The sequence below is a fragment of the Ewingella sp. CoE-038-23 genome (assembly GCF_040419245.1).
Lineage (GTDB): Bacteria > Pseudomonadota > Gammaproteobacteria > Enterobacterales > Enterobacteriaceae > Ewingella > Ewingella allii.
Genome location: NZ_JAZHOH010000001.1, coordinates 132,611 through 150,234 on the forward strand (window position 1 = coordinate 132,611; position 17,624 = coordinate 150,234).

General features: G+C 53.0%; 15 protein-coding genes. 6 read left to right on the forward strand and 9 right to left on the reverse strand.

Features of this window, described 5'->3' with window-relative positions; translation table 11 throughout:
• Positions 1-8: 8 nt before the first annotated feature.
• From paeA to msrA, 3 genes are read right to left on the reverse strand one after another with little or no spacing between them, the layout of a single operon-like run.
• Positions 9-1,382 (reverse strand): polyamine export protein PaeA, encoded by a 1,374-nt coding sequence (gene paeA, locus V2154_RS00680; RefSeq protein ID WP_353500659.1) that lies wholly within the window; start codon positions 1,380-1,382, stop codon positions 9-11.
• Positions 1,383-1,393: 11 nt separating this feature from the next.
• Positions 1,394-1,651: a hypothetical protein gene (locus tag V2154_RS00685; RefSeq protein WP_353500660.1), complete on the reverse strand. Its 258-nt coding sequence runs from the start codon at positions 1,649-1,651 to the stop codon at positions 1,394-1,396.
• Positions 1,630-2,286: a peptide-methionine (S)-S-oxide reductase MsrA gene (gene msrA, locus V2154_RS00690; RefSeq protein ID WP_353500661.1), complete on the reverse strand. Its 657-nt coding sequence runs from the start codon at positions 2,284-2,286 to the stop codon at positions 1,630-1,632. Before msrA ends, V2154_RS00685 begins: the two co-directional genes overlap by 22 nt.
• A gap of 299 nt (positions 2,287-2,585) precedes the next feature.
• On the opposite strand from msrA, the gene tamA reads away from it, so the two are divergent.
• Genes tamA through V2154_RS00705 form a run of 3 tightly spaced genes read left to right on the forward strand, consistent with a single transcriptional unit; the run spans position 2,586 to position 8,462 of the window.
• Complete coding sequence (gene tamA / locus V2154_RS00695; protein WP_437342017.1) at positions 2,586-4,265, forward strand: autotransporter assembly complex protein TamA; 1,680 nt, start codon at positions 2,586-2,588, stop codon at positions 4,263-4,265.
• A complete protein-coding gene (gene tamB / locus V2154_RS00700; protein WP_353500663.1) occupies positions 4,262-8,080 on the forward strand; it encodes an autotransporter assembly complex protein TamB in 3,819 nt (1,272 codons plus the stop codon). Before tamA ends, tamB begins: the two co-directional genes overlap by 4 nt.
• A 31-nt stretch (positions 8,081-8,111) precedes the next feature.
• Positions 8,112-8,462: a gamma-glutamylcyclotransferase family protein gene (locus tag V2154_RS00705; protein WP_034795217.1), complete on the forward strand. Its 351-nt coding sequence runs from the start codon at positions 8,112-8,114 to the stop codon at positions 8,460-8,462.
• A 145-nt stretch (positions 8,463-8,607) separates the two neighbouring features.
• Here the strand turns inward: V2154_RS00705 and ppa are convergent, their stop codons facing one another.
• The gene (gene ppa / locus V2154_RS00710; protein ID WP_034795220.1) at positions 8,608-9,138 is read right to left on the reverse strand and encodes an inorganic diphosphatase; all 531 of its coding nucleotides are present in this window, start codon (positions 9,136-9,138) and stop codon (positions 8,608-8,610) included.
• A 303-nt stretch (positions 9,139-9,441) separates the two neighbouring features.
• Between ppa and V2154_RS00715 the strand changes: the two genes are divergently transcribed.
• A complete protein-coding gene (locus V2154_RS00715) occupies positions 9,442-11,013 on the forward strand; it encodes a methyl-accepting chemotaxis protein (protein ID WP_353500664.1) in 1,572 nt (523 codons plus the stop codon).
• 91 nt (positions 11,014-11,104) lie between these two features.
• Here the strand turns inward: V2154_RS00715 and fbp are convergent, their stop codons facing one another.
• A complete protein-coding gene (gene fbp / locus V2154_RS00720) occupies positions 11,105-12,121 on the reverse strand; it encodes a class 1 fructose-bisphosphatase (RefSeq protein WP_353500665.1) in 1,017 nt (338 codons plus the stop codon).
• A gap of 167 nt (positions 12,122-12,288) precedes the next feature.
• Between fbp and mpl the strand changes: the two genes are divergently transcribed.
• Positions 12,289-13,674, forward strand: coding sequence for a UDP-N-acetylmuramate:L-alanyl-gamma-D-glutamyl-meso-diaminopimelate ligase (gene mpl / locus V2154_RS00725; RefSeq protein ID WP_353500666.1), 1,386 nt, complete (start codon positions 12,289-12,291; stop codon positions 13,672-13,674).
• Positions 13,675-13,970: 296 nt separating this feature from the next.
• Here the strand turns inward: mpl and yhcN (V2154_RS00730) are convergent, their stop codons facing one another.
• The 3 genes from yhcN (V2154_RS00730) to argR all read right to left on the reverse strand — a co-directional run bounded on the left by yhcN (V2154_RS00730) (position 13,971) and on the right by argR (position 15,683).
• A complete protein-coding gene (gene yhcN, locus V2154_RS00730; protein ID WP_353500667.1) occupies positions 13,971-14,234 on the reverse strand; it encodes a peroxide/acid stress response protein YhcN in 264 nt (87 codons plus the stop codon).
• 232 nt (positions 14,235-14,466) lie between these two features.
• Complete coding sequence (gene yhcN / locus V2154_RS00735) at positions 14,467-14,730, reverse strand: peroxide/acid stress response protein YhcN (protein ID WP_100938234.1); 264 nt, start codon at positions 14,728-14,730, stop codon at positions 14,467-14,469.
• 482 nt (positions 14,731-15,212) lie between these two features.
• Complete coding sequence (gene argR, locus V2154_RS00740) at positions 15,213-15,683, reverse strand: transcriptional regulator ArgR (RefSeq protein ID WP_353500668.1); 471 nt, start codon at positions 15,681-15,683, stop codon at positions 15,213-15,215.
• Between the two features lie 463 nt (positions 15,684-16,146).
• On the opposite strand from argR, the gene mdh reads away from it, so the two are divergent.
• Positions 16,147-17,085 (forward strand): malate dehydrogenase, encoded by a 939-nt coding sequence (gene mdh / locus V2154_RS00745; RefSeq protein ID WP_034795231.1) that lies wholly within the window; start codon positions 16,147-16,149, stop codon positions 17,083-17,085.
• A gap of 72 nt (positions 17,086-17,157) precedes the next feature.
• Here mdh and V2154_RS00750 read toward each other — a convergent pair whose 3' ends face one another.
• Positions 17,158-17,424 carry a helix-turn-helix domain-containing protein gene (locus V2154_RS00750; RefSeq protein ID WP_353500669.1) on the reverse strand — a complete coding sequence of 89 codons (267 nt, stop codon included), beginning with the start codon at positions 17,422-17,424 and terminating at the stop codon, positions 17,158-17,160.
• Positions 17,425-17,624 lie beyond the last annotated feature (200 nt).

Below are 17,624 nucleotides of genomic sequence, written 5' to 3' on the forward strand. Positions count from 1 at the left end.
AACGACGGTTAGTGGTCGCCGTTTTTCTCAGCCAGCTTGTTCGCGGCTTTCTCATCTTTGATCTCTTGCGGCGTTTTTGGCAGCAGAGGCGCGACCGGTTTGTCAGTGATGCGAGTCACCAGCAGCTGGTCAATCTTGTAGCTGTCGATGTCTACCACTTCAAACTTGTAGCCCGAGAACTTGACGAAATCGGTGCGTTTCGGGATTTTACGCAGCATGAACATCATGAAGCCGCCGATGGTTTCATAGTTGCCAGACTGCGGGAACTCTTCGATATGCAGCACGCGCATCACGTCTTCGATTGGCGTACCGCCTTCGATAAGCCATGAATTCTCGTCACGGGCGACAATCTGCTCTTCCATACCCTGACCGACCAAATCGCCCATCAGGGTGGTCATCACGTCATTCAGGGTGATGATGCCCACGACCAGCGCGTATTCGTTGAGGATAACCGCGAAGTCTTCCCCGGCGGCCTTGAAGCTTTCCAGCGCCTCGGAGAGGGTCAGGGTGTCCGGCACAATCAGCGCCGAGCGAATCTGCACGCCGCTGCTCAACATTAGGCTCTGATTGCCCAACACGCGGTTCAGCAGGTCTTTGGAATCGACATAGCCCACGACCTGATCGATATGACCGTCACACACCAGAAACTTCGAGTGCGGATGGGTGGCAATCTTCTGTTTGATGCTGTCTTCGCTCTCGCGCAGGTCAAAGTAGATCACGCTTTCGCGGGAGGTCATGGAAGAAGGCACGGTACGAGATTCAAGCTCAAACACGTTTTCAATCAGCTCGTGCTCCTGCTTGCGCAGCACGCCCGCCAACGCACCGGCTTCAAACACGGCGTAAATGTCGTCGGAGGTAATGTCGTCGTTGCGCACCATTGGCAGTTTGAACAGGCGGAAAATCATATTTGCCATGCCGTTGAAGAACCAGACCATAGGGCGGCAAATCATGAGGCAGAAACGCATCGGGTTGACTATACGGACGGCAACCGTCTCAGGTGAAATCATACCGATGCGCTTCGGCGTGAGGTCAGCAAACAGAATAAACAGACTAGTGACCAGGACGAAGGAACAGATGAAGCTGACTTGATCCGCCAATTCCGGCGACATGAAGCGAATAAAGAACGTCTGGAAAGCAGGGGAGAAGGCCGCATCACCGACAATACCACCAAGAATGGCGACGGCGTTCAGACCAATTTGTACCACGGTGAAGAACAGGCCAGGGGTTTCCTGCAATTTCATAACACGGGAGGCATTGACGTTTCCTTCGTCTGCCAACTGTTTAAGTTTAATTTTTCGAGAAGCGGCCAGCGATATCTCCGACAGGGAGAAAAAGGCACTGATCGCGATGAGTAAAAGAATCAGTAAGATACTGTTTAACATAATCTATCCGTTTAACACCGACCTAAAACCGGCAGGGAAGGGTACTCGTTGGGTTGCTGTATAAAAGAAAAATCATCAAGGGCGAAAAAATCAAAGATAACAGCTAGAAATACTCTGATTGGGCCACATTCGCGGCCCGCATAGTATAGCGGAGCCGCGATATTGCCGCCAGCGCTTAAAAATTCTCCTGCATCGCCCGTGCTGCGGGGCTTTTCGCCATCCGCGCCACGGGCAAATTGGCAAATCATCAGCGCGTCGGTGGCAGACAAACGCCAATGCCGCCTAACCCGCAATAACCCTCTGGGTTCTTGAACAGGTATTGCTGGTGGTCATCTTCGGCATAGTAGAAAGGCAGCGCTTCGCTGATTTCCGTGGTGATGTGGCGCTTGTCGTTGGCGGCGTCCATAGCATCCTGGAAACGCTGGAGGCTCGCCAGGGCGGCGTCCTGCTGCGCTTCGCTAAGCACGTAAATCGCCGAGCGGTACTGAGTGCCGATATCGCCACCCTGACGCATGCCCTGCGCAGGATCGTGATTTTCCCAGAAAATTTGCAGCAGCTTTTCATAGCTGATGATGGCCGGATCGAACACCACGCGCACCGCTTCGGCATGGCCGGTCTGGCCGGTGCACACTTCGCGGTAGGTCGGGTTGGGGGTGAAGCCGCCGGTGTAACCTGCCGCCGTGCTGTAAACCCCTTCTTGCTGCCAGAACAGGCGCTCAACGCCCCAGAAACAGCCCATGGCGAAGATTGCCACGTTCATTTCATCGGGAACGTGAGTCATGGAGTGGCTGGTCACGGCGTGAGTGGTCGCAACGGGCATTGGCGTGGTGCGGCCGGTTAAGGCGTCTTCTTGCTTCACCCGTTGAGTTTTGTCAGAGCTATTTTTATCAGATTGTTGAACCAAAACGGACTCCAGTTGTTTCTTTAATAACCTGTTACGGTCAATAGTTTGCTGTTAGTTGTATCTGATTGCGACTTTGCACACAATACGGGAGACGTTGCTCTGTCGTTGACGATTTTTAGGGAATTAGCACTAAACTACGTGAATTAGATTTTAAAGAGGCGAATCTGCCGACTTTCGGCATTAATTCCCCGGCAGGCATCTGATATTTTAACAGGATAGTAAAATCAGCAGGAGCGCTTGTGCCACGTTACCACCGTAAACTCTTTGTGTTAGGTCTGTTGCTGGCCCCCTCGCTCTCTATGGCGGCGAAAGTGCGCTTGCAGTTGGAAGGTCTGGAAGGCGACCTGCAAAAGAACGTCCGTGTCCGACTCTCCTCAATTCAGAGTGACGAAGTGGGGGCGGACGGGCGTTTCCGCGCGCGCGTCAGTGCGGCTATCCAGCAAGGCCTAAGGCCGCTGGGGTATTACCAACCGACTATCGATTTCGACTATCGAGCGACTCCGCCGCCGGGCCGTCCGGTGCTGATTGCCAAAGTCACGCCGGGCATTCCGGTGAAAATCGCCGGGACCAGCGTGGTGATTGAAGGTCAGGCGAGCAAGGACGATGAGTTTGAAGCGCTAAAGAAGTCGCGCGTCCCAGCCGTGGGCACCATCCTCAATCACGGAACCTATGACAATTTCAAAAGCGCGCTGACCGGCGCTGCCGTGCGTAAGGGCTACTTTGACGCAGATATGCGCAAGAGCCAGCTCGGCGTGATAGAAGATGAACACAAGGCGTTCTGGGATATCCAATTCGACAGCGGCGATCGCTATCACTTTGGGCAAGTGAATTTCCAAGGCTCGCAAATCCGCGAAGAATATCTGCAAAATCTGGTGCCGTTCCATCAGGGCGACTACTACAGCTCCTCAGATCTGGCGGAGTTGAACCGCCGTCTGTCCGCGACGGGCTGGTTTAACTCGGTGGTGGTCGCGCCTGATTTTAGCGACGCCAAAGCCACCAAAACGCTGCCGCTGAACGCCGTGGTGACGCCGCGAACCCGCAACACCTTAGAAACCGGTGTGGGTTACTCCACCGACGTCGGCCCGCGCATCAAAGCCAACTGGAAGAAGCCGTGGGTCAACGACCGCGGCCAGAGCATTGAAAGTACCATTAACCTCTCAGGCCCGGAGCAGTCGTTGGACCTGAGCTATAAAATCCCCCTGCTGAAAGCGCCTCTCGAGCAATATTATCTGGTGCAGGGCGGCTTCAAACGTGAAGACCTCAATGACACGAAATCGGACTCCAGCACCGTCAATCTGGCGCGTTACTGGGATCTGAGCAGCGGATGGCAGCGCGCGGTTAACCTACGCTGGAGCCTCGACCACTTTACCCAAGGTAATGTCACCAACACCACCATGCTGATTTATCCGGGCGTGAGTGCCAACCGCACCCGCCAGCGCGGCGGTTTGATGCCAACCTGGGGCGACTCCCAGCGCTACTCGCTCGACGTGTCTGATACCACCTGGGGATCGGACGTCGACTTCGCGGTGGTGCAGGCGCAAAACGTCTGGATCCGCACCTTGGCGGAGAAAAATCGCTTCGTGGTGCGCGGGAATTTAGGCTGGATTGAAACCAACGACTTCGAGCGCGTGCCGCCATCCCTGCGCTTCTTCGCCGGTGGTGACCGCAGTATTCGCGGCTATAAATACAAATCTCTGTCGCCAAGAGACAGTGACGGCAAGCTGACCGGTGCGTCAAAACTGGCGACCGGCTCGCTCGAATACCAATACAACGTGACCGGAAAGTGGTGGGGCGCGGTGTTTGTTGACTCCGGCGAAGCCGTAAATGATATCGCCAAAAGCAATGTGAAAACCGGCGCGGGTGTGGGCGTTCGCTGGGCTTCCCCCATTGGGCCAGTCAAGTTCGACATTGCCGCGCCCGTGGCGGACAAAGATGAGCATGGATTGCAGTTTTACATCGGTTTGGGTCCAGAATTATGAGTTTGTTTAAAAAGATCTGTATTGGTTTCCTCATCGTTCTGCTGTTGCTGCTGGGCACGGTGGCGTTTCTTATCGGCACGCAGACGGGCCTGCATCTGGTTATCAACAGCGCCCAGCGCTTTGTCCCCGGCCTGAAGATCGACAGCGTTGAGGGCGGCTGGCGCAACCTCCAGTTGAAAGGCCTGCATTACCAAATGCCGGGCGTGGATGTGAAAGCGGGCGAGTTCCACCTGTCGCTCGACCTCTCGTGCTTTAAAAACAGCGCGCTGTGCGTCAACGCCATTGGCCTGAGTGACGTGGACGTGGCGGTGAAAACCAATGAAATGGCGCCGTCACAGCCCGCCGCTGAACCAGAAAACAGCGAGCCGCTGACCAACCTCAGTACGCCGTACCCCATCACGCTGCGCGCGCTGACGCTCAATAATGTCAATGTGACCCTCGACGACCGCGCCATTTCGCTGGGTGAATTCAGCACTGGCGCGCAGTGGACGGATCGCTCGCTGCATCTGACACCGACTCATATCGGCGGCCTGCTGATTGCCCTGCCGAAGACCCCTGCTAACCCTCTGCCAGAGGTGGTTCAAGCCGCGCAAGATAAAGCCGTGGAGAAAGCCACCGGCAAACCGGCCGAAAAACCGGTTGAAGCCCCGCCAGAGAAGCCGCTGGGTGAAACGCTGCAAGAGCTGTTTGCCAAGCCGCTGCTGCCAGAACTGCCTGACTTCCGCCTGCCGCTGGATTTGAATATTGAGCAACTGACGGCGGACAATTTACGCCTGACGGGGGATACCGACGTGTTGATCACCCGTTTCGCCCTTAAAGCCAGCTCGCAGGATCAGATTGTGAAGCTTGAGCAGCTGCAAGTGCGTTCGCCGCAAGGCTCGCTAGACGGTGTCGGCCAAGCGACGCTGGAAAACAACTGGCCGGTGGACATGACGCTGAACACCGCGCTGAACGTCGATCCAATCAAAGGTGAGAAGATTAAGCTGAAGGTGGGCGGAGGTCTGCGCGATAAGCTGGATCTCGGCATTAACCTCTCAGGCCCGGTGCGCGCCCAGCTGGCGCTGCAAACCCAGCTCGCCGAGGCGGGCCTGCCGCTTAATCTGACCCTGAACAGTGACGCGCTGCAATGGCCGCTGACCGGCACGCCGCAGTATCAGGTCAAAGGCTTCAAACTGAAGTTTTCGGGGAAAGCGACGGATTACGCGCTCTCTCTGCACTCTGACTTCAGCGGCGACCAAATCCCTCCTGCCACCTTGACCGTGGATGGCAAAGGTAACGTCGAGCAGTTCAAACTGACCCTGCTACGCCTGGCCGCTCTGCAGGGTAATACTGACCTGACGGGCATTGTGGACTGGAGCAAGGCGATTAGCTGGAATGCCTTACTGACCCTGAATGGCATCAACACCGCCAAGCAGTATCCTGACTGGCCAGCCAAATTGCAGGGCAAAATCGCTACGCGCGGCAGCCTGTATGGCGGAAGCTGGCAGATGCAGATCCCGACGCTGGAGCTGGACGGCAACGTTAAGCAGAATCTGGTGAAGGCGCGCGGGAATCTGCGTGGCAACAACTACGGCCAGTGGGATATCCCTCAGCTGCATCTGGAGTTGGGCCGCAACAACATTGATGTGAAAGGCTCGCTCAGCGATAAATGGGCGCTGGATGCCAACATTGACGCCCAGCATCTGGATGGCGCGCTGCCGGGACTGGGCGGCGTCGCTAAAGGCATGATTCAGGTGCGCGGTGACTTGAAAGCGCCGAAGCTGCTGGCTGACCTGACCGCCAGCCGCCTCAAGTGGCAGGCGCTGACCATTAACCGGGTGGACATCAAAGGTGATGTCAGCTCGGCGGAGCAGATTCAGGGCAACCTCGCGGTTCGCATCCAACAGCTCAAGCAAGATGCTCTGGATATCAGTAACCTGACGCTAGATGCCAAAGGCAATGAGAAGCAGCATCAGCTTAAACTGAATGTCGAAGGAAAACCGGTTTCTGGCCAACTGGCCCTGACCGGCAGTTTCGACCGCGCCACAGAGCAGTGGAAAGGCAACATCAATAACACGCTGTTTGATACGCCAGTGGGCGCGTGGCGCTTGAATCGCTCGATTGCGCTGGAGTACTTCAACAAAGAGCAGCGCGTTACCGTCGGCCCGCACTGCTGGCAGAACCCTAATGCCGACCTTTGCGTGCCGAAAACCATCGACGCCGGTGCCAGCGGGCAGGCGAGTTTGCAGCTCAATCGCTTTGATTTGGCGATGCTCAAGCCTTTCCTCGGCGACGATACCAAGCTGAGTGGCGTGTTTACCGGCAAAGCCAACGTGGCGTGGAAAGCCGACGGCGGCTTGCCGCAGGGCAGCGTGTCGCTGGTGGGTAACGGCGTGAAGGTACAGCAACTGGTGAGTGGCAACCCCCTGCCTATCGCCTTCGACACCCTGAACCTAAATGCCGGCATGAACAACGGCCGCGCGACGCTGGACTGGTTAATCAAGCTGACCAATAACGGCCAGTTTGATGGCAACGTGCAAATCGCCGACCCGCAGAACCGCCGCAATCTCAGCGGGACGGTGAATATCAATCGCATCTCGATGGCGCTGATCCAGCCGATTCTGGCCGATGGCGAGAAGGCATCGGGCCTGCTCAACGCCAATCTGCGTCTGGGCGGCAACGCGCAGAAGCCGCAGGTGTTTGGCCGATTGGCGCTGTCCGATATCGACTTCGACGCCGAGTTTATGCCGTTTGATGTCACCAGCGGCAACCTGAATATCAACTTCAACGGCATGTCGTCGCTGATGGATGGGGTGATCCGCACCGCTCACGGCCAGCTGGCATTAAACGGCGACGCCGACTGGAGCGTGCTGAACGCGTGGCGCGCCAGAATTGCCGCCAAGGGCGACCGGGTGAGGGTTTCCGTGCCGCCGATGGTGCGACTGGACGTCTCGCCGGACGTGGTGTTTGAAGCCACGCCGCAGCTGTTCTCGCTCAACGGTCGGGTGGATATCCCGTGGGCGCGCATTACCGTGCAGGAGCTGCCGGAAAGCGCGGTGGGCGTCTCGTCCGATGAAGTGATGCTCAATGACCAGCGCCAGCCGATTGCGGCGCCGTCGACCTCGATCCCCATCAACAGCAATCTGATGGTGAATATCGGCGATGACGTGCGTCTCGACGCCTTCGGCCTGAAAGCCCGTCTGAAAGGGGCGCTCAAGGTCGCGCAGGATAAACACGGTCTGGGGTTAAACGGCCAGATTGATATTCCTTCCGGTCGTTTCCACGCTTACGGGCAGGACCTGATTGTGCGTAAAGGCCAGCTGCTTTTCTCCGGCCCGGCCGACCAGCCGCTGCTGAATCTGGAAGCGATTCGTAACCCAGACTCGACCGAAAATAACGTTATTGCCGGTTTACGTGTCACGGGCGAGGCGGATTCGCCTAAACTTGAAATATTCTCAGATCCGGTGATGTCGCAGGAACAAGCCTTGTCCTACCTGCTTCGCGGCCAAGGTTTGGACAGTTCTGGTGCCGATAGTGGCGCGATGACCTCAATGCTTATCGGGATGGGGGTTGCGCAAAGTGGTAAACTTGTGGGTAAAATCGGCGAAGCATTCGGTGTCAGCAATCTGGCGCTGGATACGCAGGGCGTGGGGGATAACTCTCAGGTGGTGGTCAGTGGCTATGTTTTACCGGGTCTTCAGGTGAAATACGGTGTCGGTATCTTCGACTCGCTGGCAACGCTGACTCTGCGTTATCGTTTGATGCCTAAACTTTACCTCGAAGCCGTTTCGGGTATCGATCAGGCATTGGATTTGCTTTATCAGTTTGAGTTTTAACTCATGTGACTTTTACTATACGAAACCAAACATGCGAATAATTGTTTATGGCAGTTTACGACGCAAGCAAGGCAACAGTCATTGGATGACGAACGCTCAGTGGTTGGGTGACCACGAGCTGGAAGGCTACGCGCTCTATAATCTGGGGCACTATCCGGCAGCCGTTCCAGGGGATGGAAAAGTCTATTGTGAAGTTTACCGCATCACGTCATCCATTATGGCTGAACTGGATGAACTGAAAAGTAATACAAAAGATTATAAACGTGAGCTGATTTCCACTCCGTACGGCAGTGCCTGGATCTACCTCTATATACGTTCGCTCGAAGGCGTACCGCGTATTGAAGGTGGTGATTGGCTCAAGCGTGCGGAAGATGTGAAGTAAGAACGCTGAGCAAGGTCGTCGTTCCGTTGATACCAAACACATCTCTTCTAAAACCAGGGAGAGAGACATAAAAAAAACACCGTCCAATGGGCGGTGTTTTTCTTTTTATACGGCCTGCCGTTCGGCGACCGTAAAGCTCAAACAATTACTTGTTTTTAGCGCGTTCGAAAGAGGTCACGATCTCTTCTTTCGCGGCAGCAGCATCAGCCCAGCCGTCAACTTTAACCCATTTGCCTTTTTCCAGCGCTTTGTACTGCTCGAAGAAGTGGGTGATCTGGCCGCGCAGCAGCTCTGGCAGGTCGTTCACATCTTTAATGTGATCGTACTCTTTGCTCAGTTTGGTGTGTGGTACTGCAACAACTTTGGCATCTTCGCCAGATTCGTCGGTCATTTTCAGCACGCCAACTGGACGGCAGCGAATGACCGAGCCTGGTTGCAGTGGGTACGGCGTTGGGACCAACACGTCTACCGGGTCACCATCAAGGGACAGGGTGTGGTTGATGTAACCGTAGTTGCATGGGTAGAACATCGCAGTCGACATGAAGCGATCCACGAACAGTGCACCGGTATCTTTATCTACTTCGTATTTGATGGGATCAGCATTAGCTGGGATTTCGATAACTACGTAGATATCTTCTGGCAAGTCTTTGCCTGCCGGCACATTGATTAAGCTCATTTTGGTTTCCTTCATTGAACCAGGAATTGGAGTGGCGGACATTATAGCCAAGTCCGTCACGATTTCCTGTCCTTTTCGTGGTGGGGATTTCTGGTGTTTCTCTCTTTTTCCCTGCTGTTAATCCCTATTGTTTGGCATGAAAGTTTTCTGAGTCCTCGCTTTACCGCCTAACTGCCTGTTTTACGGTTTCTTCTCAAGATTTTCACAAAATAGTCGATAACAAATGACATAAAAAAGTCTGCGGCATCGACAGATTACCTCTCTTCATTTTCCTCCATTTCCTAAACCACCGGATAACACAGCATGTTGAATAAGTTGAGCGTAAAGGCTGGATTGATCGCCTTGTTAGGGGTAATGACCCTGATTTTATTGTTGGTCAGCGTCTTAGGAGCCAACGCCATTCGCCAGAGCGCCTCCTCGTTGCAGCAAATTAACCAGTTGCAGGGTGAAGAGTTGGGTTCGCTGGCGGAGAGTTACAGCTTCTCGCTGCGCGCTCGCGTGGCAAGCAGCGTGGCCGTGCGTCAGTTGGAAATTGGCATGATGGATGACTCGAAGGCCACGGCGGGGCGAGTGGCTGGCTATTTGAAACAAGCCGATGAGAAAGTGGCTCTGTTTGTGGGGATTGATGATGGCAACGAGCAGGGGCGTGCGCTGACCAAGGCCTTGAAAGACGCCTATGATGCTTATAAAGCCAACGGTTTGCTCCCCGCGCTGGCGGCGATTCAGTCACAAAGCAGTGACGCCTATTACGACGTGTTAGAAAACAAAATAACGCCGTACAGCAACGCCTACGATAAGGCACTGAGCGATTTCCGCATTTACGCTCAGGAGAGCACTCAGCAGCGCATTGAGCATGCTCGCGCCCAGTCGCGCATCCAGCTGACCATTATTATTGTTGCCTGCATCGCTGCGATCTCTATCGCACTGCTGTCGTGGTTTGCGTTGCAGAAAATCATCATGCATCCGCTGAGCACCTCTATTGCCCAGTTGGAGTACATCGCGGCGGGGGATTTGACCCATGACATCGATGATTCGCGTAGCAACGAAATGGGCCGTCTGCTGCGCGCCATGAAGAAGATGCAAGACTCGCTGGCGGCGTCGGTCGGAAGAGTGCGCGATGCGGGCAATCAGATTGACGTCGGCACCCGCGAACTGGCGGCCGGAAACGTGAATTTGGCGCAGCGCACCGAAGAGTCGGCGGCTTCGCTGGAAGAGACGGCGGCCAGCATGGAGCAGTTAACCTCTACGGTGCGCATGAACGCCACCAACTCCGAGCAGGCGAATCAGCTGGCGCAGAGTGTCTCGAGCATTGCCGATAAAGGCAGTCAGGTGGTGAATCACGTGATGGATAAAATGCGGGCCATCACTGACAGCTCGAAACGTATTACCGACATCATCACGGTGATTGACGGTATTGCCTTCCAGACCAATATTCTGGCACTGAACGCCGCCGTTGAAGCTGCTCGCGCCGGTGAGCAGGGGCGCGGTTTTGCCGTGGTGGCGGGCGAAGTTCGCAGTCTCGCGCAGCGCAGCGCGCAGTCGGCAAAAGAGATCAAAGAGCTGATTGTGGACTCTGAAAGCCGCATCTCGGAAGGGGAAGCCATGGTCAAATCGGCGGCCGGCACCATGACGGAGATTGCCAACGAAGTGCGCCGCGTTACCAGCTTAATGCGTGAGATTTCTATCGCCACCACCGAGCAGACGCACGGTATCGAGCAGGTGAATATCGCCATTACCCAAATGGATCAGGTGGCGCAGCAAAACGCCGCGCTGGTGGAAGAGGCGACAGCGGCAACGCGCTCGCTGGAAGAGCAGGCGCAGTTACTGGCGCAAAGCGTGTCGGTGTTTAAGCTCAGCCAGCAAGATTTGGTATAAATCGAATCCAAATTAATGGCTTGGGCAAATAAAAAGGTTCGGCACATGCCGAACCTTTTTTATGTAAGTGATGTACAGAGATAACGCGTTCTTATTGTGGGTAAGCGTCGTCTGGGAACTCAGCGATGAAGCGTTCTGCATCTTCAACCATTGAACGGTTGCCGACGAAGAAAGGTGCGCGCTCGTGCAGCTTTTGCGGAATGATGTCCAGAATACGGTTTTTACCATCGCTGGCTTTACCACCGGCTTGCTCGGCAAGGAACGCCATCGGGTTGCACTCATACAGCAGGCGCAGTTTACCGGTAGGGTGACTTGCGGTGCTTGGATAGATATAAATGCCGCCTTTCAGCAGGTTACGGTGGAAATCCGCTACCAGAGAGCCGATATAGCGCGAGGTGTAAGGGCGATTTGTGGCTTCGTCCTGCTCCTGACAGTACTTAATGTACTTCTTCACGCCGAGCGGGAATCTGATGTAGTTGCCTTCGTTAATAGAGTACATGTTGCCCTTCGCTGGGAAACGGACTTTTTCATGAGACAAGCAGAAGACGCCGAGTGAAGGGTCATAGGTGAAGGCATGAACGCCCGCGCCCGTGGTGTAAACCAGCATGGTGGAGGAGCCGTAAACCACATAACCTGCCGCGACCTGACGGTTGCCCGGTTGCAGGAAGTCAGCTTCGGTGACCGGCTGGCCCAGTGGAGTGGTACGACGGTAAATAGAGAAGATGGTGCCGACAGAGACGTTAACATCAATGTTGGAGGAGCCATCAAGGGGGTCCATCAGGATCACGTATTTTGCATTTTCAGCACGTTCCCCTTCAAAGACGACGATCTCATCTTCTTCTTCCGACGCGATACCGGCAATTTCGCCGCGCGCTAACATCGCCGCTTTTAACTTTTCATTGGCGTAAAGGTCGAGTTTCATTTGAACTTCGCCCTGCACGTTTTCTACACCACTTGTACCGAGAATATCGACCAGCCCGGCTTTGTTGATGTCCCTATGAATGATTTTTGCGCCGAGTTTTATTGCTGAAAGGAGAGCGGTCAGCTCGCCGGTCGCATGGGGAAAATCCTGCTGCTTTTCAACAATAAATTCGCCTAACGTTTTCATGACGCATTCCCTAAATCTAGGATGGATAACGGTTTATTAATAAAACCTTAACATGAGCACGAGCAGTTTAGCCCAAATATATGGATGAATCCTAGGCAAATCCATTTCTTCTGGAGGATTCTGAGCGGTAGAATAGCGGCTGACTTAAAGGCATTAATGGAAAACATATGCGCATTCATATTCTTGGGATTTGCGGCACCTTTATGGGCGGGCTGGCAATGCTGGCACGCGCACAAGGGCATCAGGTTGCCGGTTCAGATAACAACGTTTATCCACCAATGAGTACGCTGCTGGAGAATCAGGGTATTGAACTGATCCAGGGTTACGACCCCGCGCAGCTCGAGCCTCGTCCTGATCTGGTGATCATCGGCAACGCCATGACGCGCGGAAACCCGTGCGTGGAAGCCGTGCTGGAGCAGGGCATTCCTTACGTTTCTGGACCACAGTGGTTACACGACCACGTGCTGCCGGGCCGCTGGGTGATTGCCGTTGCGGGCACCCATGGTAAAACCACCACGGCTGGCATGGTCGCGTGGATCCTAGAAGCCTGCGGCTACGAGCCGGGCTATGTCATCGGCGGCGTGCCGGGCAACTTCGACGTCTCTGCGCGTCTGGGTAACAGCCCATTTATGGTGATTGAAGCCGACGAATACGACAGCGCGTTCTTCGACAAACGTTCCAAGTTTGTTCACTACAGCCCGCGCACGCTGGTGCTGAACAACCTTGAGTTCGACCACGCTGACATCTTCGACGACTTAAAAGCTATCCAGAAACAGTTCCACCATTTGGTTCGTCTGGTACCGGGTCAGGGGAAAATCATCCTACCCGACAATGACACACCGCTGAAACAAGTGATGGCGATGGGCTGCTGGAGTGAGCAGGAGTTTGTTGGTGAAGCCGAAACCTGCGCCTGGGATGCCAAGAAGCTGACCCCTGACGCCAGTTCTTTCACCGTCTATCTGCACGGTGAGAGCGTCGGCGAAGTGCACTGGTCGCTGGTTGGCGAACACAACATGCACAATGGCCTGATGGCGATCGCCGCGGCGCGTCACGTCGGCGTTAAGCCAGAAGATGCCTGCAAAGCCTTGGGCGATTTCATCAACGCCCGTCGCCGTCTCGAACTGCGCGGCGAAGCCTATGGCGTGAGCGTGTATGACGATTTTGCTCACCATCCGACGGCGATTCTGGCCACCCTTGCTGCCTTGCGCAGTAAAGTCGGCGGTACCGCGCGCATTTTGGCCGTGCTCGAACCGCGCTCTAACACCATGAAAATGGGCATGAGCAAGAATGAACTGGCGCCAGCGCTGGGCCGTGCCGATGAAGTCTTCCTGTTACAGCCTCAGCACATTCCTTGGCAAGTAGCAGAAGTTGCTGAGCACTGTGTGCAGCCTGCTCACTGGAGCGCGGATGTCGACTCGCTGGCCGATTTAGTGGTGAAAGCCGCGCAGCCGGGCGATCACATTTTGGTGATGAGTAACGGCGGCTTCGGCGGCATTCACACCAAACTGCTGGATGCTCTGGCGGCGAAATCTGTGGCGGTCGAGCAGGAATAAGCTTCAGCCTGTTGGAACCTTCTTAAACACAGCTCCGGCTGTGTTTTTTTATGGCTGAAAGGCAGCAGGGCGCGGAAAAAAGGATAAAAAAAAGCTCCCGCAATACACGGGAGCCAAAGGGTGTCGTCGGACAGGACGACGAGGGTCTCGGGAAGTTAAGAGCACGGCAGTGGCAGTGTCAGCTCTCTTTCCAGCCTCAACAGCGCTTATTCTTATCGCTGGGTGGCTATTGAAACCGGGACTTCAATACAACAATTTTTCTACTTATGAGGGTGACTCGCTTCGCTCAATAAAGCTTATTTATAGAGCTCAGCCGTCGCGTGATATGCGCCTTCGTTATAAGCCTCAATCACACGGTAAGAGGTCGCGCCTTTGCTGTCGGCTTTGTCAGACAGTTGCTGGCGGATATCCATAGGTACGCCGTTAACGCCGCTGACGCTAATGGTACCCATAGGTTGTAAATTCTGTGCCTGATCGTTGGTGACCAAGTTGGCAGCTGAAGCGCCAAATGAGATGGCAGAGAACAGGCTAAGTGCAGCGATAGTAGTAGTGATTTTCATGACAATTTCCTGATATTTATGACGTTGATGCAGGTTATTTGATAGCAACGTCGATTCATGTTTTGGATTCATCAGGTCTGTATTATCAAGATTGAAGGGCGTTTTTGCGCTCTGGAAACTTGGTGCGTTGCAGCGATAAATCCGTTTTTTAATGCTTCGGCCTCTATTTCTTAGGCCAGATAATTTGTCTTACTCAAACTTCTCTTACTAAAACGTCTGTGACTTCAACGTATTATTGGTAAATCTCTGCCGTTGCGTGGTAGTTGCCTTCTTGGCGAACTTCAATCACGCGGAAGGCTTTTGCACCTTGCTCATCCGCTTTATCAGATAGTGCCTGACGAATATCCGTAGGAGCACCGGCCACGCCGCTGACGCTAACCATACCGACGGATTGCAGATTTTTAGCCTGATCTTGTGTGACAGGTTGTGCTGCAAATGCGCCAAATGACAGTGCAGAGAGAATGCTGAATGCAGCGATAGTAGTTGTTACTTTCATGATTGACCTCGTCTCTTTTATTATGTAGTCCGAACAAACAGTGATTCACATCACGGAAATGAGTATACATCTAGTAACCAGAAATATTAATAGTTTGCTAATAGTTTTTGGTGTGGTTATAAGGGGGCTAGTAGTGTTTTTAATAACAGAAAAGAATAAAAAACGGCTTAAAATTGACCTTTTGAGGGTATTGTCTCGATAAATTAATGGGTTATGTCATTTGAGCTATTTGTGCTGAATATTGCAGAGATTCACACTATTGAAACCAGCATGTGAAGATGGTGTGACTGGTAGGGTCGTATTTAACAGGATGACATCATGTCAAGTCGGTTGGAAAACAACCTGATAGGTGGGTTTTAGGGTTAATGATTTATAAATAACCAGAAAAGAAGGTAGAAAAGGGTGCTCGCAGGATACCGTTGAGTACTTCACGGGTCACCTGCGCATATAATGGAGTGGCTTTACGCTGAGGAAGAGCGCGATTAAAGCTCTTGTTCGAACAGACTGAGAATGGCTTCGTACAGCTGTTTCACGCTAAACCCGCGGGCTGGCGTGGTGAAAATGGTGTCATCCCCGGCGATGGTGCCAAGAATGCCTTCCGATTTGCCTAATGAGTCCAGCAGGCGGGCAATAAGCTGCGCTGCACCCGGGCTGGTGCGGATCACCACAACAGCATCGTTATAGTCGATATCCAGAACCAGGTTTTTTAACGGGCTGGTGGTGGTCGGGACACCAATCTCGGCCGGCAGGCAGTACACCATCTCCATTTTCGCATTGCGGGTCCGTACGGCACCGAATTTGGTCAGCATGCGAGAAACTTTAGATTGGTTGATGTTCTCAAATCCGTCCTCTTGCAAAGCAAGGACGATTTCGCCTTGAGAACTGAACTTCTCTTCCTTCAATAAGGCTTTGAAGGCTTTAATTAGATCTTCCTGTTTGGCAGGATTACGCATTTTGCACCCTAAGGTCATAACGATAGTGCGGGTGATTATGCATATATATGAATTTTTATGCAATAAAGATAATCACTCATTACCCTGAGTTGTGCGCAATGTCTGGTTATACCCATTTATCCAGCGATGAATTTAGTAATGAATATGCTGGAATTGTGCATTGTTGACATAAGACATAGTTATTAAATTGTTATGGAATTGATATTGTCCTGATGCCATCAACGGGTGTAATGTAACCGCCGGTTAACCTGTCGTGTTTCGTGACGCTATTTTTATGATGTCATTGATTTATGCCATTGATGCATAAGCAAATAATCTTAAATAAAGCCGACATACAGCCAAAATTACCGCGTAGCTTCTCAATCTCAGGTATAGAGATTGTTGCAGTAGTGCAGTGGATGATGGTCACTACCTAGATGAATTCACGGCGCTTTTTAAGTTTATGATAATAAAGGAGTATAGGATGAAAGTTGCAGTTCTCGGTGCAGCTGGCGGTATCGGCCAGGCCCTCGCCCTTCTACTCAAGACCCAACTGCCTTCAGGTTCAGAACTCTCTCTGTATGACATTGCCCCCGTTACCCCGGGCGTAGCAGTTGACCTCAGCCACATCCCTACAGCAGTAAAAATCAAAGGTTTCAGCGGTGAAGATGCAACGCCTGCACTGGTTGGTGCTGACGTGGTGCTGATCTCTGCTGGCGTAGCTCGTAAACCGGGTATGGACCGTTCCGACCTGTTCAACGTGAACGCGGGCATCGTCCGTAACCTGATTGAGCAAGTGGCTAAAACCTGCCCGAAAGCACTGATTGGTATTATCACCAACCCAGTGAACACCACCGTTGCGATCGCAGCAGAAGTGCTGAAAAAAGCCGGTGTTTACGACAAAAACAAACTGTTCGGCGTGACGACGCTGGATGCTATCCGTTCAAACACCTTCGTGGCTGAACTGAAAGGCAAACAGCCTCAGGACATCGAAGTGCCTGTGATCGGCGGCCACTCAGGCGTGACTATCCTGCCACTGCTTTCTCAGATCCCTGGCGTCTCTTTCACTGAAAGTGAAGTCGCTGATCTGACTAAACGTATCCAGAACGCGGGTACGGAAGTGGTTGAAGCGAAAGCCGGTGGCGGATCTGCAACCCTGTCTATGGGTCAGGCTGCGGCACGTTTCGGTTTGTCTCTGGTTCGTGCTCTGCAAGGCGAAAGCAACATTGTTGAATGTGCATATGTTGAAGGTAAAGGCGAACACGCCCGCTTCTTCGCACAGCCAATTCTGTTAGGTAAAAACGGCGTAGCCGAGCTGAAAAGCGTGGGTACTCTGAGCGCATTCGAGCAGCAATCTCTGGATTCAATGCTCGACGTACTGCGTAAAGATATCGAGTTAGGTGAGCAGTTCATCAACAAGTGATATCTGCCTAAGCAGTGCCAAATCAACCGCCGGTCTCCCCGGCGGTTTTTTTATGCGTTGTTTGCAAGAACCTCAGGCTTTATTTGGGGAACGGATTTTTCGCTCAATTCTTTTAGAGGTCGTAGGATCAAAATATCTGTTCGGCCAAATGAGGGAAGGGTGGATACCTATTGCATCAGCAATAATGCGCTCTCCTTTAGGCCACGGCCGCGATAATGCATTTGCTAGGGTTGATGAACTCAAACCGGCCTCTCGTGATACTGCCGCCAGAGTGGTGCCTTTCTTGCGTAATGCAGCAATAATGTCTGCCTGATGCCAATTTTCTTTATGTCCTTTCATACGTATTCCCTTTTATTATCGGCAAGTTGATCGTCGTAATATTGATATGATTTTTGGTATCAAGATCCAGAATATGAGCTTTAAAAATGGATGTTCTTGGTTTCTGAAAAGCTTTTCATTTTTGGGAAAATATCTCTTTATTCTTGCTAACGCAAATGAGTAATACAAATTGTTCTAAATTAATGGCGCAAGTTAATCAA